The organism is Bacillus sp. FJAT-26390 (assembly GCF_001682865.1).
Lineage (GTDB): Bacteria > Bacillota > Bacilli > Paenibacillales > Paenibacillaceae > Pristimantibacillus.
In genome coordinates this window covers 686,174-711,733 of record NZ_MAQX01000022.1, presented here as the reverse complement: position 1 = coordinate 711,733, position 25,560 = coordinate 686,174, and the positions used below count along the sequence as shown (strand labels likewise).

At 48.7% G+C, this 25,560-nt stretch carries 17 protein-coding genes and 1 pseudogene; 2 read left to right on the top strand and 16 right to left on the bottom strand.

From position 1 onward, the window contains the following. Positions 1–29 precede the first annotated feature (29 nt). The 13 genes and pseudogenes from A7975_RS20145 to A7975_RS20085 form a co-directional block, all read right to left on the bottom strand. Positions 30–1,034: a Gfo/Idh/MocA family protein gene (locus A7975_RS20145; protein ID WP_065386261.1), complete on the bottom strand. Its 1,005-nt coding sequence runs from the start codon at positions 1,032–1,034 to the stop codon at positions 30–32. Further along, positions 1,031–2,425 (bottom strand): sulfatase family protein, encoded by a 1,395-nt coding sequence (locus A7975_RS20140; RefSeq protein ID WP_065386260.1) that lies wholly within the window; start codon positions 2,423–2,425, stop codon positions 1,031–1,033. The genes A7975_RS20145 and A7975_RS20140 overlap by 4 nt, the downstream gene beginning before the upstream one ends. A 34-nt stretch (positions 2,426–2,459) precedes the next feature. Further along, on the bottom strand, positions 2,460–3,263 hold the full coding sequence (locus A7975_RS20135; protein ID WP_065386259.1) for a sugar phosphate isomerase/epimerase family protein: 804 nt from the start codon (positions 3,261–3,263) through the stop codon (positions 2,460–2,462). A 104-nt stretch (positions 3,264–3,367) separates the two neighbouring features. Further along, complete coding sequence (locus tag A7975_RS20130) at positions 3,368–4,474, bottom strand: Gfo/Idh/MocA family protein (protein WP_053375028.1); 1,107 nt, start codon at positions 4,472–4,474, stop codon at positions 3,368–3,370. A gap of 250 nt (positions 4,475–4,724) precedes the next feature. Then, a complete protein-coding gene (locus A7975_RS20125) occupies positions 4,725–5,630 on the bottom strand; it encodes a carbohydrate ABC transporter permease (RefSeq protein WP_231637475.1) in 906 nt (301 codons plus the stop codon). Continuing rightward, entirely contained in the window at positions 5,627–6,493 is an 867-nt protein-coding gene (locus tag A7975_RS20120) for a carbohydrate ABC transporter permease (RefSeq protein WP_053375027.1), read from the bottom strand. The genes A7975_RS20125 and A7975_RS20120 overlap by 4 nt, the downstream gene beginning before the upstream one ends. A gap of 91 nt (positions 6,494–6,584) precedes the next feature. After that, on the bottom strand, positions 6,585–7,952 hold the full coding sequence (locus A7975_RS20115) for an ABC transporter substrate-binding protein (RefSeq protein WP_065386258.1): 1,368 nt from the start codon (positions 7,950–7,952) through the stop codon (positions 6,585–6,587). A 322-nt stretch (positions 7,953–8,274) separates the two neighbouring features. After that, on the bottom strand, positions 8,275–9,780 hold the full coding sequence (locus A7975_RS20110; RefSeq protein WP_082198319.1) for a response regulator transcription factor: 1,506 nt from the start codon (positions 9,778–9,780) through the stop codon (positions 8,275–8,277). Beyond that, positions 9,777–11,597 carry a sensor histidine kinase gene (locus A7975_RS20105; RefSeq protein WP_053375024.1) on the bottom strand — a complete coding sequence of 607 codons (1,821 nt, stop codon included), beginning with the start codon at positions 11,595–11,597 and terminating at the stop codon, positions 9,777–9,779. Before A7975_RS20105 ends, A7975_RS20110 begins: the two co-directional genes overlap by 4 nt. Before the next feature lie 572 nt (positions 11,598–12,169). Further along, positions 12,170–14,899 (bottom strand): annotated as a pseudogene (locus A7975_RS20100) (alpha-mannosidase). Positions 14,900–15,044: 145 nt separating this feature from the next. Beyond that, on the bottom strand, positions 15,045–16,583 hold the full coding sequence (locus A7975_RS20095) for an extracellular solute-binding protein (protein WP_065386256.1): 1,539 nt from the start codon (positions 16,581–16,583) through the stop codon (positions 15,045–15,047). Positions 16,584–16,632: 49 nt separating this feature from the next. Further along, the gene (locus A7975_RS20090) at positions 16,633–17,496 is read right to left on the bottom strand and encodes a carbohydrate ABC transporter permease (RefSeq protein WP_053375021.1); all 864 of its coding nucleotides are present in this window, start codon (positions 17,494–17,496) and stop codon (positions 16,633–16,635) included. A gap of 21 nt (positions 17,497–17,517) precedes the next feature. Further along, on the bottom strand, positions 17,518–18,444 hold the full coding sequence (locus A7975_RS20085) for an ABC transporter permease (RefSeq protein WP_053375020.1): 927 nt from the start codon (positions 18,442–18,444) through the stop codon (positions 17,518–17,520). A gap of 333 nt (positions 18,445–18,777) precedes the next feature. Here A7975_RS20085 and A7975_RS20080 point away from each other — a divergent pair, with 333 nt between their 5' ends. Both A7975_RS20080 and A7975_RS20075 read left to right on the top strand, forming a co-directional pair. Beyond that, on the top strand, positions 18,778–20,595 hold the full coding sequence (locus tag A7975_RS20080; RefSeq protein WP_065386255.1) for a cache domain-containing sensor histidine kinase: 1,818 nt from the start codon (positions 18,778–18,780) through the stop codon (positions 20,593–20,595). Continuing rightward, the gene (locus A7975_RS20075; RefSeq protein WP_065386254.1) at positions 20,573–21,778 is read left to right on the top strand and encodes a response regulator transcription factor; all 1,206 of its coding nucleotides are present in this window, start codon (positions 20,573–20,575) and stop codon (positions 21,776–21,778) included. Before A7975_RS20080 ends, A7975_RS20075 begins: the two co-directional genes overlap by 23 nt. 548 nt (positions 21,779–22,326) lie before the next feature. On the opposite strand, the gene A7975_RS20070 is transcribed toward A7975_RS20075, so the two are convergent. The 3 genes from A7975_RS20070 to A7975_RS20060 form a co-directional block, all read right to left on the bottom strand. Further along, positions 22,327–23,559, bottom strand: coding sequence for a multidrug effflux MFS transporter (locus tag A7975_RS20070; RefSeq protein WP_053377706.1), 1,233 nt, complete (start codon positions 23,557–23,559; stop codon positions 22,327–22,329). A gap of 306 nt (positions 23,560–23,865) precedes the next feature. Further along, entirely contained in the window at positions 23,866–24,621 is a 756-nt protein-coding gene (locus tag A7975_RS20065; RefSeq protein ID WP_255314384.1) for a sugar phosphate isomerase/epimerase family protein, read from the bottom strand. Continuing rightward, positions 24,618–25,559 carry an aldo/keto reductase gene (locus A7975_RS20060; RefSeq protein ID WP_065386253.1) on the bottom strand — a complete coding sequence of 314 codons (942 nt, stop codon included), beginning with the start codon at positions 25,557–25,559 and terminating at the stop codon, positions 24,618–24,620. The genes A7975_RS20065 and A7975_RS20060 overlap by 4 nt, the downstream gene beginning before the upstream one ends. Position 25,560 lies beyond the last annotated feature (1 nt).

Below are 25,560 nucleotides of genomic sequence, written 5' to 3'. Positions count from 1 at the left end.
GATCGTCTCCTCTCGCCAATTCCTTTCGATTATTCGTTCGCGGGCACGTCAATGGGCATGCCGCCGGACTGATGCGAACGAATGGCGGCTTCAATCACTTCCTGTGCGGCAAGCGCATCCGCGCCGGATGCCTCAATCACTTCCGGCGCATCGCCGGCCTTGATCTGCCCGATGAATCGATTGATCCGATGCGTAAACGTATCATTGAAGCCCTGCATCCCGCCAAACAGCGAATTGCGGACGACGGTCAGCTCGTCGGATTGATGCGGATAATACGTCAAGCTCTCGTAAACGTTGTCGATTACGAATCGGCCTTCGTTGCCTGCCACTTCGCAATATTCGATCGGATGGCGCATCGACATGTCGTAGCTGCCGGTCAAGTGGCCAACCGCGCCGGAGACAAACTCCAGATTGACCGATGCGGTCGACCAGCTTAGGCGCCCCGGAGCCTTGGTCATGAACGCCTGCACCCGCTTTACGTCACCGCCAAAATAACGCATGACATCGATGGAGTGGGGATGCAGAGCACGCATGTGCAGCCACTCCGTATCCTCCTGCTGATTTTGAATGGTTAGCCGCATATTGAGAAAAAGCAGGGAGCCTAGCTTCCCAGACTCCATCAATTCTTTCGCTTTGTACGCAGCAGGCGTAAAGCGGTGATTTAAATTACAGGCTAGCCGGACGCCCCTATCCCTGGCGGCAGCGACAAGCGTCCTTGCTTCCTCGATCCGGTTGGAGATCGGCTTCTCCACAAGGACGTCCTTGCCTGCATCGATTGCAATCATCGCCGGCTCGAAATGATGGCTGCCCTTCTCCACCCCAGCCGTTGCAACCGCCACTACGTCGATCTGTTCTTTAGCTAGCAGCTCTCTTAGGTCGGTATAAGCGGGAACGCCATGTTCAAGTCCCGCCGCCGCCGCGCGCTCCGGCATTAGATCGCAGACAGCGGCAAGCTCCGTGTCCGGATGCTGCCTGTAGGCGCGGCAGTGGATTTTTCCGATATGATTGACGCCGACGACCGCAACCCGAATCATTTGGATGCCGCCTCCTCCTTGGCTTGGAGGGAGCGTGCGCCGATAATATTGCCGATATGCAGCGATTCGTATGCCTGCTCGGAAGAGGTGAACGTCACGCCTTTGCCGTGCCAGTTCAGATTCGTATAGATCGGATTCATGCGGCCCGTCTGCTCTTCGCGTCTCGCGATATGGGCCTCCATCCGCTCCGTCAGCAGCGCGACGACCTCTGGCTCCTGCTCCGCCACATTGTTGTTCTCCTCCGGATCACGGACCAGATTGTAGAGCTCTACCTCCGGCTTGAAGTGGAAATCCGGCTCAAGAGAACGGATCAGCTTCCATTCCGCTGTCCGCCAGCCGTGCTTGCGCATCCACGTGCATTCCGTCAGGTACAGCTCGCTCATCCGGTCCGTTTCCTCGCCAGCAACCTGATTTGTCAAGCTGCGGCCGTCGAAGGAAATGCCGCTGTCGATGCCAATCAAGTCCAGCAGCGTCGGCATAATATCCGAGATGACCGACACATCCTGAGTCCGCGTTCCCGCAGGCAAGCGTCCAGGGAACTTGATGACCAGCGGCACGACAAGCGTACAGTCATACAAGCCGTGATGATCAAAATAACAGTCGTGCTCGTATAGCGTTTCGCCGTGATCCGACGTGATAACGACAATCGTCTCTTCCTCCAAGCCTAGTGCCGCCAGCTTCTCGAAAATGCTTTGGATGCAAGCGTCCATGTAAGCGATCGCGCCATCATACTGCGCAGTGACATATGCTTCATCGGTAACGCCTTCCGGAATCCATGACTTCAGAAAGTCGGCGAAAGGCTTGAAGCCGTAAACCGGCTCCATTGAATCGTTGGCCGGGTCCTTCTCGTCTTTGCCGTAGAACATCCGCTCGAACGGCACAGGTGGCAAATACGGCGAATGCGGATCCATATGCCGCATGAACAGCAGGAACGGCTTATCCTCCGCGGCCAGCCGTTCCAGCTCCGGAATAGCGACATCGTTCAGGTTTTGCGCCTTAGGCGTGCGTCCCGACTCGTCGGGGACCCAAGATTCATAATCGAGATACGTTTGGAAACCGCGCGATGACGGATTGCCCGTAAAGCCGACGCACGATGTATTGTAGCCGTTCTCAGCGAGCACCTCCGGCAGTGTCCTGACGTGACCGCCAAGCGGTCCTTCATGGCGCAGCGCCACAACGTCGGTGCCGAACACGTCCATCCCTGTCAGCATCGATGCGTAAGCCGGCGTTGTCGGGATGCCCGGGCTGAAATGCTTCTCATACAGAACGCCCTGAGCTGCAATTTTATCAAGATGCGGGGTAGTCAGCCTTGAATAGCCGTATGCGCTCATATGGTCCCGACGAAGGCTATCTATGCCAAACAGTAGAATATTCGGTTTCTTACTCGCCATATTGAAATCCTCCTTTTGGATGAAAATAATGCTTTTATCGCGCGTTCAGCTGCTTAAGGACGGCATTTAGGTAGCCGTACGATTCGGCGGCCACGATGGATACTTGCGCAAGCGTATGCTCCGGTGCGGCGCCGATGACTTCAACGACGACCGGTCCTTCGTAACCTCCGTCCGCCATCGCTTTGCAGTAGCCGTACAGATCGATGTCTCCGCGTCCGCACGCCTGCAGGGCGATCGGTCCTGGTCCCTGCTCGCGTCCCTTGCAGTCTCGGATATGGACATGCTTCACGCGGCTAAGTACGGCGGGCAGCGCCTTCTCCGCGTTTTCGCCGGCACGGTGGATATGGCTGGGGTCCATGTCGATGCCGAACGCCGGAGATGCGATCGCGTCCATCGCCCGCAGCGTGGTCGGCGTATTGTGGATGGCATTGCCGACATGCGCCTTCACGCAGAGCGCGATGCCGTACGAAGCGGCCCTCTCCGCCATCCGCGCAAGCATCTCAATCGATGACTGCAGGTCTTCTTCGACACCCAGCTTCCCGCCAGGACCAACGTTGACGATTGGAATCCCAATTTCAGCGGCAGCTTCAAACGCCGGCAGCAGCCGTTCCTCTTTGAGCGACGCAACCTCGGTCGAGAGAAACGTCAGCCCGTTCTCCTGCACGATCGCTTGCAGCTCGCTCTTCTGCTGCTTCCAGCGGCTGAGATCCAGATGCTCGCACATGCCCTGAATCGCGGCGATCTCTACGCCGTCGTAGCCGCAAGCCGCAATATGCTTCGCCGCTACGGCAAAATCGAACTCTTTGAACAGCACGGAATTGACACCCAATTTAATCATATAAGAGTCCTCCTGAAAGATTGATTAGTAAAGCATGTATAAGTGCCTAGCATCCCTGCTAAGAATCGGAAGCAGGGATAGCGCATCACGTCATTTCACAGCCATTATTTCAAATAAAACGGATCGCCGTGCAGCGGCGGCAGCGGCTGCGGCCGAACGACCTCGCCGCCCCGTTCATACGACTCCTGCACCGCATGCACATATTCCAGCACGGCAAGCGCATCGCGTCCGCTCGCGCGCAGCGCATCCGGAGACACCTTGCCGTCAACATCCTCCAGAAAGGCATGCAGCCGATTGTTGAACGTCCGGTTGAAATCATTCGTGCCAAAATCCGTCACCTCAGGCTCAGTCTGGACGCTGATAGCCGGAATGCCTTTGTCCGCTTTCCAGAACGACACTTTCTCGACGCAGTTCTCAATTGTGAATGTCCCCTTCGAGCCCGCGACCTCTAGGCTCCACCAGCCACCTAAGCCGTAGACCGCATCGCCGCGCTGACTCAAGAGATAGCCGACGCCGCCGTTTGCGAACTTCATATGGATGCTGTTGATCGACACCATAACGTCGCCTGCGCTTCGCCGGAAGCCAGGACGGTCGGAGAACGTCTGGATATGCGTGATATCGCCGCAGAAATGGCGCATGACACTGAATGGGTGGGTTAGAAACGCCCGCATGTGAAAGTAGGGATGGCCTTTGATTTTGTCCGAGCCGGCAAGGGAGTAGTTGCGCTCGCCGCCGTTGAAGCCCATTTTGGCCATGCAGTAAATCAGCTCGCCCACCTCGCCGCTGTCCATATATTGCTTCGCCTTCTCAGCCGGCGGCGTAAAGTAATGGTTCAGGTTGCAGCCCAGATATACATTCTGCTTCTCGGCATAAGCCACCATCTGGCGGCCTTCGCGCACATCGTTGCACAGCGGCTTCTCCACCAGCACGTGCTTTCCGTAAGACATCGCTTCCATCGCCGGTTCAAAATGCCAGCTGCCGTTGTCGATGCCGCCTGTCGTCACATCGACGACCTGCAGGTCGGGCTCGTTCTCGATCATGTCCTTGAGCGTATAGTACGCCTTTACGCCGTGCTTCTCCGCAGCCGCGTCGGCGCGTTCCTTGATGACGTCGCATACCGCAACGACATCAGCCAATTCATCCTCCTTGTAGCAGTTCGCATGGTTGTTGCCTATACCGTTCATGCCTACGATTCCGATTTTGACCGCCATGTTCAACGTCCTTTCGTCCTCTGAATTGGATAATCATGCTCCTAGTTAGGTTCAATAGCCGTATCGTCCAGCCGTCATAGTTGTAAACGCTTTATATTTCCATCATACTGCCTCTTACTGTCCGAATCATGGCGGTTCGGGACAAAAACCTTTCCGATCGGGACTGTTTTCATAAAAGGATTGGCTCAGCTCGGTACCGTTAAACCGACCGGCAGGCGACATCCTTTGGCCGGCCAAAGTATTCGCTCGATTATCCCTTAACGGCGCCTGCCGTCATGCCGGCTACAATTTGCTTGTTGAAGAAAATGAACAAAATGAGCATTGGAATAGAGATCAGAACGATATCGGCGAACAACAGATTCCACGAGGTCGTGAATCGGCTCATGAAGTTGTACAGCGTCAGCTGCACCGTCGCGTTGGACGAGCCTGGGAAGAAGTAAAGCGGATTAACAAAGTCGTTGAATACGTTTATCGATTCAAGCACAATGATGGTTGAAGTAACGGGCTTTAACAGAGGAAATATGATACTGAAGAACAGCCGCCCCCCGCCCGCACCGTCGATCAATGCGCTCTCATCGATTTCGCGCGGCAGCGTTGCCACAAACGCTTTGTACAAGATGGCCGCAAACGGAAAATGAAGCGCAACCTCCACGAAGGTAATGCCGGCTAGCGTCTTGAACAAGCCAATCGAGTCGAGCACCCAGATCGTAGGCACGATAGCGGGCGGAATCATCAAACCGGCCAAAACAAGAAAGTTTAAGAAGGAAGAGAACCGCCCCCCTTCGCGACGATGCAATACAAAGCCGGCCATTGCGCTGACGACAATCAGTACGCCAACGGACAGAACCGTCAGCAGCATGCTGTTGTAGAAGGCGCGGACAAGCATATGATCGGACGCAGTTAACACATCCCTGTAATTTTCCAAAATATGAAATGATTTCGGCCAAGCCATATTCATGAGCGCGGATTCGGCCTGATTCTTAAAGGAGTTGATGATGACGAAATAGAACGGAATCCAAAAAATGGCGGTGCTGAGCACCAGCGCGAACACCGCTGCGATGACCCTCTTCGCTTTGGTGCTAACCCCCGAGCTTTCGCTGCGGCTCAGCGCTTTGCCGACGCCTTTATCCATAATCCTGCTCATTTCCCTGCTCATAAGTGCACCTCGCTTTTCGTTAGGTACTTATACAAGGGAAACGCCAGCAGTGACACGCCGATGAACAGGATGACGTTGCCCGCAGTCGCCAGACCGTAGAAGCCCGCCTGATACTGCTTGTATATGATCGAGGCGATCAGGTCGGTCGTGAAACCCGGTCCCCCCTTAGTCATGGCCCAGATCAGGTCGAAGGAACGAAGCCCTCCGATAAATGCCAGTATGATGACCGAATTCATCGCCGGTCTGCTTAATGGAACCGTGATGTACCGGAAAGCGTTCATGCTGCTCCCGCCGTCGATTTTGAGCGCTTCGTAATACTCGCCCGGAATGCCCGAAATGCCGGCGATATAAATGACGGTAGCGACGCCGATGCCTTTCCATACGTCTACTAGGGCAACTGACAGCAGTGCGATCTTTGTATTGCCGAGCCAATCTGGTCCGTTAATGCCAAGCGCGGCCAGACTTGTATTGATCAGTCCTGACGAAGGATGCATCATAATGGAGAACGCGATCCCGACCGCAATCGTACTGAGCAGTGTCGGGAAGAAAATAACGGAGCGCAAATAGTTTTTGAACAGTGCGGTAGAGGTGAGGAAAGCGCCGAGCAACAGGCCAAGAATAACCTTGAGCCCACAGGTTACAACCGCGTAAATTAACGTGTTTCGGAAGCCAATGCTAAGCGCCGTCTCCGAGAAAAAAGTGACATAGTTGTCAAAGCCGATGAAATCCCAATCGGTAAGGGTCCACCGAGTCATACTAAAGAACAGCGATAACACGGTTGGCAGCAAATAAAAGACGAAGTAGATCAGAAATGCGGGCACAAGAAACATATACGAGTAGGTCCGAATCGTCAGCTTGGTCATGGCTCTCTCCTTCTTTCCGGAGAAAACGGACCCCGCACCGTCATGCGCGGAGCCACGTCTCCACCTTGAATTTCTGCTTGCGGCGGGCGGTCTACCAGCCCGGCAGATTCAACTGCTGCGCCTGTTTCAAAATGTCTTTGTCGTAGTCCTCGGCGCCCTTCTGAGCGGAAGTGATGCCGCTGCCGACAGCGACGGTGAGATTCTCGAGGTTCGGGCCTTTGACCGGCGATACGAACTCAAGTGCTGGTGCCGTCTTGCCTTCGTCAAAGTATTTCTGCATTTCTTTGACACCTTCATATGCATCGTCAGGGAGCTCGATTCCTTTGATGACATTGGGACCGGCCGCCTTGACTTTGGAGGCAAATATCGCTTGGCCTTCCTTAGATACGAAGTATTCCGTGAACTTTTTGGCGGCTTCAACTTTCTTGCTGTTCTTGTTGATATACAGGCCGCTCGGCATCCATACCGTCAGCCCGTTGACGTCTGCGCTGTCGCTCGGAATCGGGAAAACGCCGATGTCGTTGATCTTGTCCGGGCTATTTTGCAAGATGGAATCAAGAGCGCTTGTCAGCATCGGATAGTGCACCCCTGTGCCCTCGGCAAGCATTTTTAAAGCAACATCATACGTCGTGGCCAAGAAGTCTTTATTCATGTAGCCGGCTTTGAACGGTTCCTCCGTCTTCTCGAAGCTGCGCAGCGCCTGCGGTGTCGTCGCGTACTTCGCTTTGTTGTTCGTGTAATCGTCCGCAAAATTCGGAACCTGCGCCTGTACGTTGTAGTAATCGCCGAGGACAAACAGCTGGGAAGTCCAGGTATCTTTGTAGGACGCGATAACCGCTGTCTTGCCCGCGGCTTTGATCTTCTCATTGTTGGCCATGAATTCGTCCCACGTTTGCGGAATGGTCAACCCAAGCTCGCCGTACACCTTCTTGTTGTACAAAATCGCACCAGCGGAGCTCGAACCGACAGGCGCGCCAAACACCTTGCCATCGACTGTAACGACGGTTTTGAAGGAATCAAGCACGTCCGCCATGAACGTCTCATTCGTCACGTCGAGGAAATTTTCCACCGGATTGACTGCTTTCAGCAGCGAGCCTGTGTTATAAACGAGCAGATCGGACATATCACCCGTTGCTAGCCGCGTCTTGACGAGGTTGTCGCCCTCCGTGCCATCCGGCTTAATGTCGTACTCAATGGTGATATTCAGCTTTTTCTCTGCTTCCGCGGCAACGGCTTTAAGCGCTTCGAGCGTTGTGCCTGAATTGCCGACCATCAGCGTCAACGTCGTTTTCTCTGCTGGTGCATTTGTGGCGTCGGTTTTCGCGTTTGTTTCACCGCTAGCGCCGCCGTTGTTTTTGTTCGTCGCAGGCGCATTATTGCCGCCGCAGCCGGCGAGCAGCACCACGGTCATAATCATGCTTGTCACGAATGCGAGTGTTCTGCCAGTCGTTCGTTTCATCGTTTCGCAGCCTCCCTTTGTGGGCATGGATCATGCTCCCTTCGGCAGCCGTCCATCGTTGCCCTCTTCGCAGCTCTGATTTCGTAATTTTCAATCCATTGAATGAATACGCTTCCAACAAGTGCGATCTTCCGTTTCAAGGGCCCGGGTCCCCTCGTAGTTTCAGTCTACGAGTTTCCGCTTTTGATGCATACCTGCGCTTTTGCTATTTTAAGGGGGTGATTTTTCCATTTCGGGATAAAGTGAAGGCACGGGTGGGGAAACCATTCGATTTTCGAAGGCGTATACCCTCTAACCATTTAACCGTGTACTTGCATTCGTCTTATTCGCTCATTTTGCGTTTTGCGTAGGCAGTTGGCGTTTCGCCCGTTATTCGCTTAAACAAGTGAGAGAAATGTTTGGCATCCTCGTAACCGACGAGCTCGCCGACCTCCGACGGACGCGACGTGCCATCGGCGAGCAGTTCTTTCGCTTTGCTGATCCGGTAGCCAATCACATAATCGGAGAAGGTGTAGCCGGTCTGACTTTTGAACAATCTGGATAGATGTCCAAGACTGACATGATGCTCAGAAGCAAACTGCTGAAGGGAAAAGTCGCCTTGATAATTGGCGTGGATCCAATTTATTACCACCGGTACGAGCTCTTTCGGCTTATGCTCTTTTGATTCGCGCTCCCCCGCCATCCCGAATACCGCTGCCGTTAGCCATGCCGTGATCGGCTCGTAGTTGATCACTTCGTTCAGCAGGCTCATATCCTCATGCAGCCGGGATTTGGATTCGGATTGCAGATTGAACTTCAACGAGTAGAAGAGATCGATTGCGAACTGCGTCAGCTGCTTTTGGGTAACCTCTTTGCGTTGCAGCCATGTAACGATGCGGGATACCGTGTCTCGTCCTCTGGCCATATCGCCCGCTTTGATCTGCGCTTGCAGCGCGCGCACCTTCACCCAGATTTCGCCGATATCAGGCACGGTCGGCTTCATATCCGGCGCTGCCCAGGTCGGTACGCCGATCCGCAAATGCTCTTCGAGCTGCTTGCCAAGGCGGACGAAGCTGCGGTTCAGACTCTCGCTCTCTTTCTTCATTCCGAAGCTCACATGGAGTAGAATGCCGCGGGTTTCCATATGATTGAAGAGAATTTGAAGCTTTGTCTTTATCGACAGCGCACTTGCCTCATTGTCAGCCGGCAGCAGCAGCACTCTGCGGCGACAGTCGATCGTGACGCAGTGACATTCCGATTCGCCGTTCAAGCCGCTCCCGAAATGCGCGAGGATATCCGATGCATCAAGCCCGGCATCCTTCCAGGTGAGCGGCGATGCAAAGTTCCCTAGAAGCAGCAGCGCCATGAACATCCGCTGCGGCTCGGCTGCCGCTCTCTCTCCCCGCTCCAGTGCGTCCGCGGACAGCAGCCGCTGCAGAAGAGACCACTCTGCACGGTCGCTCCGGCTGCGCGACTCCTCTTCAATGCGGGCAAGCATGCGGTCCACCGCCCGGTACAGCGTTTCTTTCCTGACAGGCTTCAGCAAGTAGTCCGTCACGCCAGTTTGCATCCCACGCTGCGCATAAGCAAAATCATCATGGACACTGAGAATGATGCCCTTGGCTTCCGGATGGCTGCGGCCTATCTTATTTAGCAGCTCCAAACCGTCCATGCCCGGCATGGTGATGTCGGTTAGCACGAGATGCGGGACGACGGATTTCGCGGCCGCGAGCGCATCTTCCCCGTTCTCGAACGCATGCACCAGGTGCTGCGGTTCATATCTCTTAAAGAGCGCCTTTAGCTCCTCCAGAGCCCACCGCTCGTCTTCCACCAGAAATAGATTCATCATTCGCCCTCTCCTCTCACCTTGACGAAAAGCTCATACGGGAACGTCAGCCTCACGGTCGTACCGCGGCCAAGCGCACTTATCAATTCAACGCCGTATTTGACACCGTGGAACAGCTTGATCCGCTGCGCGATATTGGACAGGCCTATGCCCAGCCCCTCCTCGTCGTAAACGTCCACCGCTTGGATGCTCCCAAGCCTCCTGCGCAGCATGTGGATGCGTTCCTCTTCGATGCCGCAGCCGTTGTCGGACACTTCGATAATCAGATCGCCGCCAAGCCGCCTGACGGCGATATCGATTCGCCCGCCGGACTTGACCTTGCCGAGTCCGTGAACGATTGCGTTCTCAATCAACGGCTGCACGGTAAGCTTCAGCACCGAAGCTTCCTGCAGCGGCTCCGGAACGTCCATACTGAACTCGAATCGGCTGCCGAACCGGTGCTGCTGGATATTCATGTAATTGTAGATATGATCCATCTCGTCACGCAGCGGGATCGGATGTTGAAGATTTTTCATGCTGTATTTAAACAGCTCCGCCAGCGATTCTGCCATCTCGGCAACCTCTTCGATGCCTCGAACCCGACTGATTGACTTCATGATGTTAAGCGTGTTGTACAGAAAATGCGGATTGATTTGCGCCTGCAGCGCCGATAGCTGCGCATTATTCTCCGCCAATTTGGATGCGTACACTTCGCTGATCAACCGGGTAATACTGTCCAGCATATTGTTGTAAATGCGGCTTAGACGGCCGATCTCATTGTTGCCGGCCACCTCCATTCGCTGGCTTAAATCCCCCTGCTCGACTCGCGCCATCTTCTTCATCAGGTTTCGTAGAGGAAGCGTGATCTGATAGGAGAGCGCATAGGAAACAATGGCTATCAGCCCCATCGCAAGCAGGCCAACGAGTATGAGAATATACGTGGTTCGCTTCTGCTTGGACAGCAGAAATTCGTTCGGAATGAGAATTAGCGTATTCCATTTCGTGTATGAGGATTTTGACGTCGTATAGAGATAGCTCACGCCGTTCCACACCACCTCGTTAGATTCGCGGCTGCCCTGAAAGATCGAAAGATCGATTCCCGGATTCTCGCTGCCCGTCAGCTCGTTCCTGTCGTCATAAATGACGTTGCCTTCATCGGTTATGATGAACGCTCTCATGTTCCGTTCTACGTCATTGCTGTCCGAATTGACGAGCATGTCCTTGACGACATCGACGTTGATATTAATTTTCATATACCCCAGAACATCCCGATAGGGGATGCGGTTAATGTTCCGCACGAAGGAAATAACTTGGGCTTCACGATCGCTTCCCGTGCTCTCCATGGTGACGGGCCGAAGCAGAAATTTGATTCCGGGCATCTCCAGCCGTTTCGAATACCAGCTCTCGTCCCGCAGCTTGAAGCTTACTTTGGGTCCGCCTGCCTTCGATACGAAATAAGCGATATCGTCCTTCGTGAAGATATAGATGCTTTGCAGCTGGGGGCGCGGCTGAAGATGGGTGAACAGCCTGTTGTTGATCGTCAGTTCAACCTCGTTCTGCGCAACGGGTTCTTGGATTCTGTAATGATCGATCAAGCTTTGCTGAATGATCGGGTCGCCAATAATGGAGACGGAGAGCTTCTCGATGTCTTGAATATACAGCTCGAAGGTCCGGCTGAACTGCCGGGTAATCGTGTCGGAAAGCGACAAGGTCTGATTTTTGATATCGCTTACATTTTTGTAATAGAAAATAATGCATGTCAGCATAACGATAAACAGCGACACAGCGGAGAACACGATGAACATCTTACTTTTCAGCAGGTAGTCGTTCCAATTTTTCATATAGGATTCTCCTCTGAACGTTCCCAGTCATTTTCCTCACAAACGTAGTCTGCCAACCGTTTAACAGCTGCCTTAAAGGCCTAGCCGAACCAAATGAACCTCTCCTTTTTGTTTAAAGGCTGCTGGGCACTTACGTGTTGCCTATAATCGTTTTCTCTCTATCAGAACAATTGATGAAGCAGGGGCTGTCCATCGAGGTTAAAACTTACCAAGGTGATAAAATAATAGCATAGCTCAAGCAAGTCTGCCTGCTAAAATTACGCAACGAGGCTATTTCATTGCTGCTTGTCCATCCGATTCATAAATGACATCCGTTCATGTTCATCTTGTGTAGGCGTTGTGGACACGACCCGATGTCATTTAGGAACTTCAACTAAACCTTAGGCAGCTAGCCAGACCTGTGACCATCAGCTCCAATGGAACGTCTAGATGCACAGGCCAGACATCACCTTTCGATCTTGATCTAGCTTAACATCGGCTTATAGCCAACCGCCTTAACGACTTTCACGACAAGCTTTTCTCCATTTACCGCAATATTGTATTCTCGTAAATACGTGCGGATGTGAGCAAAATTAACGATTAATCCCGATCGTCACAATTTCGCAAGCTCCAATCGGAAGAGAGATTTGACCGTCCATGTCAGTTTCAATAGGTTGCCCATTATCTTCCATGATGGAGCTTTTGTAGAAATAATAGTATGGAAGGTTAGAGCTAAGTTTCAATTCAGCCTTTTGGAAGTCCATGTTGTACCAACGCAGCAGCAGATCGTCAGTACCTTCATTTATTTTCATCGAGGAAAAGGCCATCTTATTGCCTTCCCACTGGAATGGCGCAAACGTAGGCGCAATGCTTCCTTGGTGGATGTCTGTTTGGCATAACGTCCACGGAATTTGGAACTGGTAGGCTTCTGCATAGGCGCCAGACTGTACACCATCCCCGTTATGCGGAATGATGCACATACGGACGGTATGCTCGCCCTGACATTGTGCCTCAGGTGTCGGGAATAAGCCCCAGTCACCAAGCTCGCCAACCGCTCGGAGCAGCGTCACTGCAATTGTATGGCGACCATCGCGCAGAATTTCGTATTCATTCAAGCCTAAGTTAGCCACAACAAGGCCTGCTTCTGCCTCATTGATGTCAACGAATGCCTGCTGATGCTGTGCATTGCTTGGATTTTCCCATGTGGCTGCCGGTGAAATGTCCCGCTGGGGGATTTCAAACATCGTATCGACGCGATGAACTTGCGTGTCCAGATCGGTTGGGAACAGCATCCGCAAACGATGGTCTTTGGCTTGATTGTTAAAGGAAGCAGAGATCTCCACCCCTTTACCGCTATTGCTCAGACTAACAACCGTACGAAGCCTCATCGGTACCATGCGCTCCGAACGCTGTGCTTTACGGCGTTGAAAAGGAATCAAAGCGCGCTGCTCTTCTTCGAGCACTTCGTCAGCAGACGCAGGAATTTCCCAGTCGTGCACAATCTCAATGGAAGCCTGGTAGGGGTGATCCTGTAACACCCGAATTTGTGCCGCCACCCCATAGGTGGTTCGCGGCGTTTCGCCATCTGGCTGTTTATAGATATATTCGTTACCGATATCCCCTGTATTTTCATATATGCCTAGATCCCGGTAGATTCGGCCGTTCACCTTGTCTGTCAAGCTGAATGAACCGTTATCGGCGATTTCAATCCTTAGCGAATCATTTTCCAATATGCGGTCTCCGACCAGCATCGAGGAAGCAGGAACCTCAGCTTCGCATTTAACCCAAGCATACGCCTTCAGCCCCAATGCAGGAACATTTTTCGCTTCAAAAGTAAGCTTCACCTTGCGGCACATATACGGCTGGCGGAACTTATCCTCCGGCAGGTCATAACCAAATTGCAATCCGAGATCTTCGGATGTGCATGGAATGGCAATCCCGTTTTCATCCACGAGCATCATGCCTGAAAGATCCGCCGACTTCACAATATCGATGGCATCCTCCTGCGTGTATCCGTCATGATAATACGACCGCAATGCATCTAGCTCTATACTTACCACACCGGTTCGCTCCCAACCGGATGTATTCATAACAATGACGGGCAGGGCGTTATCTCCCATTCTGGCGAAGCTCGACGTATCCACAACTTCTGCAATGGCTCGTTTGCTCTCATCGACGATCGCTTCCGCCACATGTCGGCTTTTATCGAAGCGCGTTACCATTTCACGGTGCACTTCATCAATCGAACAGCCGCAAATGCTGTCATGCGGATGGTTTTGCATCAGCGTTTTCCAAGCATACGTGAACAGATGATGCGGGTATTTCTCCTCGGCTTCAAGGATGTGAGCCAAAGCGGCCAGAGGCTCGGCTACTTTTTCCAGCATCGCTTGCCCCAACTGATTCATTTGCTTCAAATATACGCGGGCGGAAGCGGTGTTCACGAGTGTATTCCAGCCGTCTGTACGTTGGCTGCGAAGCTCGCCTTTTACAATAGAAAGCTCATGATTCAAGGCATGCCGTACAGCCTGCAAGTAATCTATAAAATTTGAATGAATAAAGGTTGTATCTGGATAGAGCTCGCGCGCGACTTGAATCGCTTCGGGCAAATCGAGTTGAATCGGCTGGTGGTCGCAGCCATTCATTAAGAGTAGTTCGCCCATCGATGCGTATTTCTCGGCATCCGCCAGCTTCTTCTCCCATTAAGCCTTCGCTTCTTCGCGGTCAACAGGAATTTCAGTTCCATTATTATACCAGTTGGCAAAAAGTATGCCGAGTACCTGGGAACCGTCAGGCGCTTCCCAGATCAGCTCCGAAAAGGAAGATTCGTAATCGCCATCCGAAACGGTATTGTTAAAGCCCGTCGGCTTAACGCCTCGGCCAAACAGTACATTCGTAATCCCAGACTGCTTCATCAATTGCGGCGTTTGACCTACCAGACCGAACGTATCGGGAAAATAGCCGATCTTCGACACAGTGCCATATTTCTTCGCATCTTGGTGCCCGATCTGCATATTTCTCACGTTGGCCTCGCCGCTGGTCAAAAATGCATCCTGCAGGATATACCAAGGACCGATCAAAATACGGCCGTCTTGAATAAATTTAGCCAATCGGTCCTTTTGATCAGGCCTGACTTGAAGATAGTCCTCCAGAATGATCGTTTGTCCGTCTAAAAAGAAGCTGCGATAATTCTGATCCTGATCCAGTTTATCCAGCAGCGTGTCCACGAGCTTTACGAGGCGAACATGATGCTTTTCATATGGCAAATACCATTCCCTATCCCAGTGTGTGTGTGAAATGATATGCGCTGTTCTCTTTGTGCTCATCGTTTAACTCCTCTCAATGTTAAATCATCTTGTATGTTCGCTAATGCGGAATTCGTTGAGTGTCAGCCCCATTGATGTTGGTGCAAGTAAGGCCAACCGATTCGAATCGATTGGCCTTAGTCGCTTATTTAATTAGCTCATGCCGTTACTTCTGTTGCGCCAAGAAAGCATCTAATTGCTTCTGGTATTCTGCAAGCACCTTATCGATTCCCGCATCATTTAACCGGCTTAGAAATTTATCTTTTACAGCCGCAAAATCTACGACCCCATTCATAAGCGGACCTTGTGTTGAATACTCAGATGCAATCGCCGAGACCTTCGCCAATTCTGCTTTTACTGGCTCCGTGTTAATAGAGAAACCAATAAGTGGTGTTTGTACGGCACCGTCATCCCAGGTTTTAATGACATCAAGCTGCTCTGGCGTAATGTATTTACTGAATTTGTTATACCTTAAGTCTGTCCACGCCCAGCTGATCGGGAAATATTGTTTATCGGGTGAGATCCCCTCATACGAAGCGCTATTTCCGTCAGCCTTGAAGTTTACATCTTTAACGCCCAAGGAGAATAAATCATAGTTCTCCTGGCTGCTGTGCAGCCAATTGACGAACGCTACTGCTTCTTTCGGATGTTTGCTCGTTGATAATACAGACAACAGATTATCTGCGCTAGTGAAAATATATTTGGGCTTGTCCGATGCAAATTGTACAAATTCAAGCTCAGCATCAGGTATATTGGTTTTTAGAGCATCAATAATTTCAGTGGGACGCAGGATATTAGAAGGCATCGCAGCCATTCTGCCTTTGGCAAAATCTCCGTTTATGTCTTTGAACATATTAGGATCACTCGGCAGATATCCTTTTTTGTACCAATCTCTTGTTTTATTCACATACTGCTCATAAGCTTCCGAGGCAAAGAGGTTTTTAACTTTAAGCGGTGTTTCATTCACGTCAATATAGAAGAAGCTTCCAGTAAAATCTCCATTGGCAAAATAACTAGGCGCTAATTCTCTGACAAGTCCTCCTGCACCACCTGCTAGAGGAGTGATCGTCGGATCGTTGGTCTTAACCGCTTCCAGATACTTCTCGAAATCAGCCGAGCTTTTAATTTCCGGCAAGCCATATTTTTTACGCAGGTCGCCGCGAATTTGGAACGTATCATTGCTTTGTGCAACAGGGACAACACGTGGAATGGCATAGGTTTTACCGTCAACCTTAACTGCTTTCCATACAAAGTCCGAAATATCCTTAAGCAGTCCAGGACCGTCGCTTTTGAGAAGGTCATCCAGAGGCATTAACACATTTTTGCTTACACCTTGTGATAAATTGGAAATGTGCGTCCAAGTTAAGTCATATTTTTCTCCTGCTGCCACGACTAGACTTTGTTTGTTCGTGTACGTTTCCCACGGTACAAAAGTATAGTTCAGCTTCATATTTAAGCCGTCTGCTTTAAGCTTCGTCGCAATAGCTGCATTAATCGCGTCCAAATCCTTAGGCGGATCTCCCGGGAATAAAATATTTAATGTAACTTCTTCGCCAGCTGCTGTGTTTCCAGTGCTTGTCTCACCCTGCGCTTCCGCATTTTTAGAAGGTGTATTCGCATTGTTTGACGTGCCGCAGCCTGCTAATAGCGTTGATACTAAAACAGTTGCAATTATGCTTCCCATAAAGAACTTGCTTTTGAACATGTTATTCGCTCCCTTTTTATAATGTTATATATTGCCCGCTCATTCGGAATCAACCCTTGATTGAGCCGACCATGATACCTTTGACAAAATATTTCTGCACGTACGGATAAACGAGAATGATCGGTCCGATTGTAATCAAGAACATCGCGAAGACGATCGTTTCTGAAGGCAGCTGAGTGGATGCAACATTCGAATGCTGACTCATATAAGCAATCATCGAATTGATCCGATACAATAAGAACTGAACGGAGAACAGCTTCCGATCATCAATCAGCCACAGGGACATCGTGAAATCATTCCAATAACTTAACGAAGAGAACAGACCTATAGTGGCTAATATCGGCATAGACAACGGAGTAATGATCTTATAGAAAATAAACCAAGGGCCGGCTCCATCGATTTCCGCTGATTCTGAGAGCGCAGGCGAAATCGATTTGTAATAATTTCTAAGCAGAAAAATATTAAACGGATTTATTGCAATCGGAAGAATAAGAGCCCAAATCGTATTTTTCAAATGGAGGTAATTAGTGACTACAATGTACCAAGGAACCAGTCCTGCGCTGAATACAATGGGTATAAAGATAAGCAGGGCAATGATGTTGCGATATTTTACTTTTTGCACGGACATCATATAGCCAAGCAGCGATGATAAGGTTAACGAGATCATTGTGCCTACAATGGTAACGATGATCGTAATTTTATAGGCATTGGCGACGATATTGTCTTGGAAGACAATCTTATACGCAGCTAATGAAAACAAGTCAGGGATGAACTTGTATCCATTCAGCACGATAGAGCTCTCATCCGATATGGAGACCATTATCGCCAAGATGAATGGGACCAGGGTAACGAGGGAAAAGATAATAAATACCACATAAATGAAAATATCGAGCCAGCCAAACTTGTTCTTCAATGCAGTCACCTCTCTTGCTGTTTAAAATAAGGAATAACTCTTATCATACCGTTTAACTAGCCAATTGCTGCCTACGACTACAAGGAAGCCAAGGATGGATTGGCAAATTCCAATTGCGGTGATCATACCGTATTCCTGTCCGCCATTGATTAAAGCACGGTAGATATAGGTGTCGATCACATCCGTCGTTGAAAACAAAAGCCCATTGTTCTCTACAATTGCATAGATGAGCGCAAAATCCCCGAAGAAAATTCTACCTATGGACAACAGTGTCAAAATGATAATTGTAGGAACCAGGTTTGGCAGCAAAATGTACCGAATCTTTTGTACCCGGGAAGCACCGTCTAGAGAGGCCGCCTCCATCATCTCTTCGTCAATGGAAGTAATAACAGCGAGATAAATAATGACGGAATACCCGACATTTTTCCATATACTTGCCGATGCAATGATTTTCACCCAATATTGAGGCGAGGTATACCAATCAATCGGCACCCCATCGAACATCTCAATCAATTCGTTCGCGAGACCGTTTTCATTTTTGAAAATTAACAAGACTAATTTTCCGACAATGACGAAGGAGAAGAAGTACGGTAAAAACAGGATGCTCTGGAACCATTTTTTCATGCTGTTACTCTTAATTTCGTTCAATAGAACGGCGAAGACTACGGCGAGAATCGTTCCCCATAAAATTTGATTGAAATTGATCCAGAACGTATTAAATGTTATTCGCAGAAAATCACCATTGGATAGAAAAAACTTGAAGTTATCAAACCCGCTCCATGGACTGCCGAAAATGCCCTTAACCGGATTAAAGTTTTTAAATGCGATAATAATTCCCGGGTAAGGCAAATAAGTGAAAGCGAATAAGATCAAGAGGCCTGGGAGAGCCATCAGATAATAAGCTCTGTTCGTCCACAACTCCCTTACAATGCTGTTGCTATTTTTCATTTGCACGTCTCCTTTCTCTCGTTGTAACCGCTTACCACATGTTAAGTGATGTTCAATTATTTGAAAATAGTCAAATGTTTTGATCCTGTTCTAATCTTGGGAAACGCTTACTTCGCCTTAAATCACGATAAAAAACGAATTTTATGTTCTAATATTTCATTAATGTTCTAATATTGGGATCATTTCTAGACATATTGTTTTTCAATATTTTAAGCACTATACTGGTTGGAAGAAAAGCTTAGGAACGCAAAGTCCACAGAGCAAAAATGAGCTTCATACGAGGCGCAGCGAGCAAAAAATTCTCAAAAGGATCGATTTCGAGAAGGTGAATTCATGAAATTTAAATCATTCAAGTCAAGTATCATCTTCTATTTCGCCCTGTTAATATGTGTTTCTCTCAGCGTTCTCGGCGTTATCAGCTATCAAACCTTCTCTAACTTTACGAAAAAAGAGATGATTAAAAGCACCTCTTTAATCACAAACCAAGTGAATCAGAGTCTTGATCTTTACTTAAATGAGGTCAAGGACTCCCTTCACTTTCTCGCTATCGATCAGAATTTAATATCCATTCTTGAAGGCTCTATAACAGAAGGCGAAGTGTATGAATCGCAACAAGACCGTGCGCGAATTTCCATTTTGCTCAATAATATCTTCTCCGAGAAATCCGATATACGTGGTTACTTTATTTACAATTACGACCATCGAAAGCAATATATCAACAGTGCCCAGTCCATTAATATTGAGTCACCTTTTTTGAAACAAGTGTGGCAAGATTTTAAGGACACGAAATATGCCCTGCAGATCAAATTCTACGGTGCTCATAAGCCTGATTATTATGATAACTACAGTCGTACTTCCGATCTTAATAACGTAATTACGATTGCTGCCAACATTAAGGATGCCTATGATCCGTCCAATCCAAATCTATATGGCGTCGCTGTATTCGATTACAACATCAATAAGCTCAAAAACATTTTTAAATCGATTCAAACAGAGCTTGGCATCCAATCTTTTGTTGTAGATGACGGAAAACAGGTGATTTACCAATCAGACCCCTCTCTTATACTGACTGAATCGGATATGGAGAGCTTATTTCAACATACTTCAGGGCACTGGACTCGTATGGTGAACGGCACAAATATGCTTATCGCTTATTCAACCTCTTCGGTGACAGGCTGGAAAACCGTAAGCATGCTTCCCTTCACCCAGTTCAACAAGAAACTGTCTGTAATTCGTGATACAACCTTGTTTCTTCTGACTATCATGATCGTCATTACGATTGTCCTTGCTTCCGTCATCACCATTCGTACGACGCAGCCCATCTTAAAATTGGTTGCCTTTATGAAAGAAGTCGGCACGGGCAAGTTAGACATCCGGATCGATCGTCAAACCGAATACGAGGAAATTATGGTCCTTAATCGAGGCGTTAACAATATGCTTGATAGGATGAAGGAGCTCATTGCTAATTCAATCAATCAACAGCTTCTTCAGAAGGAAGCCGAGTACAGCGCCCTACAAGCCAAGATGAATCCGCATTTCCTTTATAATACGCTGCAGTCTATTTCGTCATTGTCCATACTTGGCAGGAATCAGGATATCGAGCTTGTTACGCATTCCCTTAGAGAAATGCTGCATTATTCGTTATACCAGATGAACGAAATGGTTCAAATGAAAGATGAAATACGCTCTGTAGAAAATTATTTGCGCATACAGAATATCCGTTATGACGGACGTCTTCAATTCGTTTGCCAAACCGATGACGGTGTGCTTGAATACCCTATTAACAAATTTATTCTTCAGCCCATTATTGAAAACTCTATCTATCATGGCTTGGAAAGCAAGGATGGGATATGGATCATCAGCCTCCTTATTCAGAATGAGACTGATCATATCCGCGTAATCGTTAAGGATAACGGGATTGGGATAACAGAGCAACGGTTAAGCAAAATCAATGAGGAGCTTTGCTCTACAGCAACTAGTACAAGCGGAATAGGATTAATGAGTATTGCAAATCGTATGGCATTGAGGTTCTCATCTCAAGCCAAATTAATGATCGAGAGTGAATGGGGACAAGGAACAACAATCACCCTGATTATTCCGAAAACTAAGTCATTGGGAGATGTACGGAATGCTAACGACTTTATTAATTGATGACGAGCCACTGACGACGCAAGCGCTTCACAAAATTTTAGAAAACCATTTTCCTAACATTGAAGTATTGGGGGAAGCGACAAACGGCCTTAAAGCTTGGGAGATCATCCAGGACCGGGTACCCGATTTCATCATCTCTGACATCCGAATGCCGAACTTGGATGGTCTGGAGCTCTTAGAAAAAGTACGTGATGCAGAGCTGCCAATCAAAGTTATTCTGCTAACCGCCTACGGTGAATTTGAATATGCGCGCCAAGCGCTTAAGCTCGGTGCATCCGGCTATTTGCTTAAGCCCTATATCCAAAGCGAACTCATCAAGGAAGTATTTCGTGTCACCAAGGAGATTGAAGCCGAGAACGGGTATAAGAGCATCCTGTCCAAAGCCATCCCACTGTTTGAAGAGAACGCCTTGAAAAAGCTGCTAGTTGGGAAACTGGATTCAAATGACTTAAATGAATTTTTAGAAATGGCGGAAAACCGCTGGGAACAATGCGTGGTCAGTGTTTTTCAGCTAGGTGGGTCAAATTTAAAAGCAGAGGAAATCGAGGAAGTCATTAAAATTAGCATTACGGAGGAAATGAACAGCCATTTGCTTTATTCCGGTTATCAAGGAATCAGTTTTTTCCGCAAGCTTAACGAAATCATTATGATTCATGCGTCGAAGGACGCAGACACGGATGCTCAACTCGTTCAAGGCTGTATTCGAATCTTGATGAATTATTTCCATAAACCTTTTAAGGTAGGTTCCAGCCAGAGCCAATACCCCCCTCAGCAATTGCCGGAAGCCTATGAGGATGCTTTGCAGTATTCTACTGCTATACAGGATGTTACGATTACAAAAAACACAACGGATCATCAAGGTGTCTTGATCGATAAAGCAGTAGAGTTTTGTAAACGCTATTATACGACAGACATTAATCTGCAGAAAATAGCCGACCATTTGGATATCAACAAATATCATTTCTGCAATCTGTTTAAGGATCAATTGCATGTAACCTTCTGGGATTACGTCACCAATTTGCGTATTGATCACGCCAAGAATCTGCTTCAAACCAGTGAGGAACGAGTATCTAGTATCGCCATTCAAAGCGGGTATATTAACTCCAGCCACTTTGGACGAGTCTTCAAGGAGATCACCGGGGTTACGCCGGCTGAATATCGCAGACAAGCTAAGACATCTTAATGGTTGAGTGCAAGAAATAACATGGATTCCAAGCTTCAATTTTATCATTTTCTTTATGAACCGCTTGTTTTGCTCCGCGATATTGTAGAAACTTACATCAAAAAAACTGCCGAAATCCTTGGTTACCAAGGGTTTCGGCAGTTTTTTTGGCGGAGCACATAGTAGCAGAGCACTCGCATGGAGCGAAAGCATGGGAGCACGGCGTCTGAATATACCGCTTAAGGTCCTCGCCGGGCAAGCATCTCAGCCCTTTGCTCAAAGATTCGGACATCCCAAAATGGATATGCGAATTTGAGTAAAACAATCAGCCGCAATGGCTTGATTTCGAACCTAAAAAAACAATATTCTAATGCGTGCGGACTGAAGTTCCGCTATTTGTCCGAATTATTCGTTTTGATCGTGTGTGCGGACAGTAGAGTCGCTATTATCCATCAAAAGAGTCCATTTCGTGTTTTTATGGGTAAATAACGGAATCTCTGTCCGCAAGTATCATAATAATTAGTTGATTTCCATTAATAACGGATTCTCTGTCCTCCAGATGTCCGTGTTTATTGAGAAGCCTTCGATGCCATATGTTTATTAGCAAGCTTAATTTGCGGCTTCTGTGCGAGCCCAAAAAAAGCGATAAGGGCAAGCAGGCTAGTGGTCAAAATGATGATCCCCATTGGTACCGCGGAATACTCTCCGGCAATCCCGACTAATGGTGACGTACATGCCCCAATCACAAACGGCAGCAAGCCAAGCAGCGCCGATGCGCTTCCTGCCCTTTGACTTTGCGAACCCATCGCCAGGACAAAGGATGCTGTTGACGTCATGCCGATTGACGCCACAAAGAAGAACAACGGAATAACGAGTGCCAGCAAAGGACCCTGCAACAAAATAACGAGCAAAGCTGCAAAACTGGCCGTACAAGACAGCAGCAAGCCAAGAATAACAAATTTGCGTTCCGAGAACGATTGGCTGAACCGCCCAACGACCTGTGAACCAATAATTAAGCTTATTCCATTGGATGCGAACAAAAGGGCGAATAGCTGCGGAGAAGCTCCGTAAATATTTTGATAAACAAACGGAGTCCCCGATACGTAGGCAAATACGCCCCCGATCATGATGCCTTGTGCAAGCGCGTAACCGATAAACTGCCGATCCTTAATCAGAGCTTTAATGCCGGCTAACAGCTCTCCGAAGTTGCCGGATACCCGATTCTCGGCTGGCAAGGTTTCTTTTAAATTCATCGTTGCCAAAATAACAAGCAGTAATCCAACAATGCTCAGTACGAAAAACACACCTACCCACGTTGTAAAGGAGATCACGCCGCTGCCGGCCATAGGCGCAATCATAGGAAACAGATTATTTACAAGCATGAGCATGGAGAAAAACTTCGTTAATTCTGTTCCGCTGTATACATCCCGTACGATTGCTCTGGAAATAACGATTCCCGCAGAGGCAGCGAAACCCTGAATAAAGCGTGCAGCTATAAACCAATAAATATTCGGGGAAATCGCACAGACAAACGAAGCAACCAGATAGAAAATAAGTGAAATAATAATGGGCTTGCGTCTCCCATGAACGTCACTTAAGGGGCCCATAATAATTTGACCCAACCCTAGGCCAATGAGGCATGCTGTCAAACTAAGCTGAACAAGAGAAGCCTGGGTTCCAAAATCAGCCGTAATTTGCGGGAATGACGGTAAATACATATCAATCGTAAGTGGGCCAAGCGCTGAAAAAGCACCTAGCAGCAATACTAATCTTAGGCGGTCATATTTTTTTGTTGCAGACATCATTTGTTCTTCTCCTAAACTATTCAAAAGTGATGGATCCTCGCAATCATGTAAACTCGCTTCATTATAGAACAAGATAGAGATAAACCCAATAGCAACTTAATCCTTTTAATAGAAAGAAAACAATATCGGTGTTGTGACGATCGGTATTGAATGTCTGCGTAACGGAAGCTTGTTTCCGTTCCTGCAAATAATGAATCCGATTATGCCGGAGCCACAGAAATATAAAAAGCCACGCTTTAAAGACGTGGCCATTAAGTCTATGAAATATCTTATAAGGGCAATACCCGTCATCTCATGCAGATATTAACCAAGTGTCTTCTCCAAATTTAATAAATAATCCAAACTTAAAGCCAAGCTGTCCATCGGACTTCCCGGGCAGTAATCCTGCTCTACCGCAAACCACTCAACGCCGCTTTGCAATCCCCACTGTAAAATCGGTGCAAAGTCGATGACTCCGGAGCCGATTTCAGCAAAGGTCTGCCTGCTGTCCGCAGTCATATCCTTCAAATGAAGAATCGGCATACGATTCGCGTAATTTCGGATGAAGGACAAAGGATCTTGGCCGGCTTTGCGAACCCAGTAGGTATCAATTTCCGCGTAAATGGCTGGGTCTTCAAGCAAGTATTCAAGCGCAAATTTACCATCAATGGATGTATGGAATTCAAAATCATGATTATGATAGCCGACGCGATACCCCGCTCCCTTAACTTTGGCTGCGACTTCAAGCAAGTCACGCTTCACACTGGCATATCCTTCCGGATTTTGCAGGCCGTCCGGCAATGAGTGACAAATGAAGTCCTTGGTATCGAACAAGCGCGCCTCTTCAAGCACAGCATCCAAATCATTTTTCATGCGCTCCAGTCCGACATGCATGCCTGCGGTCCTTAGGCCGGCTTCCTTCATTACTGCAGCAATGTCTCGTGCCTCATATCCATGAAGCCCGTCGATCTGAACAGCCGCCCAGCCCATCTCACTTAATTGTTTTAATACAGCAGGAAAATCCTGCTTCACTTCGTTTCTCAATGTATAGAGCTGAGCCGCTAATTGATGTTTAATCATTGCGCAATCTCCTCTTTTTTCAAGTCTAGCCATTCGACTTCCGCAGGAGTCAAGGGAAGATTCATAGCCAGTACCGAGTCGTGAAGCTCATCCGGATTGCGCGGTCCAATGATCGCACATGTCGGAAAGGATTGATGAAGTACATAAGATAATGAAATTTGTATCGGCGATACCTGCTTCTGCTCCGCCAGCTTCACTGTGCGCCGGTATCTCTCCCAGTTGTCGTCGCTGTAATATACTCTTACCATTTCCGCGTCTGAGAGATTGTCCGGTGAAAAATTGCCCGAGAAAAAACCGCCTGCCTGAGAAGACCATGACAATAGGGTTAGTTGATTACGCTTATGCCAAGCGCAGGTATCCTCGTCAGCCGAAACACAGCCCTCCCATCTCGGTTCATTTGCCTTGGCAAGACTCAGGTTCGTGCTGCTAAAATTAAAACCGACTAATTGATGTGCCGCCGCGTATTCATTTGCTTCCTGAATTCGCTGATAGGACCAGTTCGAAGCGCCGATCGCGCGGATTCGCTTGCTCTCAAGATGCTCGTTCAGCTCCTCGATAATCGGCCCTACCTCTACGCTCGGATCGTCTCTATGAAGAGCATAGAGATCGATATAATCTGTACCCAGCCTCTCCAGGCTCTCTGTCAGGTCCTTCCGAATGGCTTGAGGGTTCACCCGCGGCCCTGGACTGCCGTCATCATGATGAGCGCCTTTGGTCATAATGACTACCTTTTCCCTTATCTTCTTCTCAGCCAGCCATTGTCCTAAAATTTGCTCTTTTCCCCTGTACTGATGAGCGGTATCAAACACGTTGCCGCCAGCTTCAATGTAAGCATCGAGCATCAACCGTTTCGCTTCGTCTAATACTCTGAGATCCCCCGTTCCCATGATCAGTCGGGACATCGCCTTGTTCACACCTTGAATCATCATCGTTTTCATA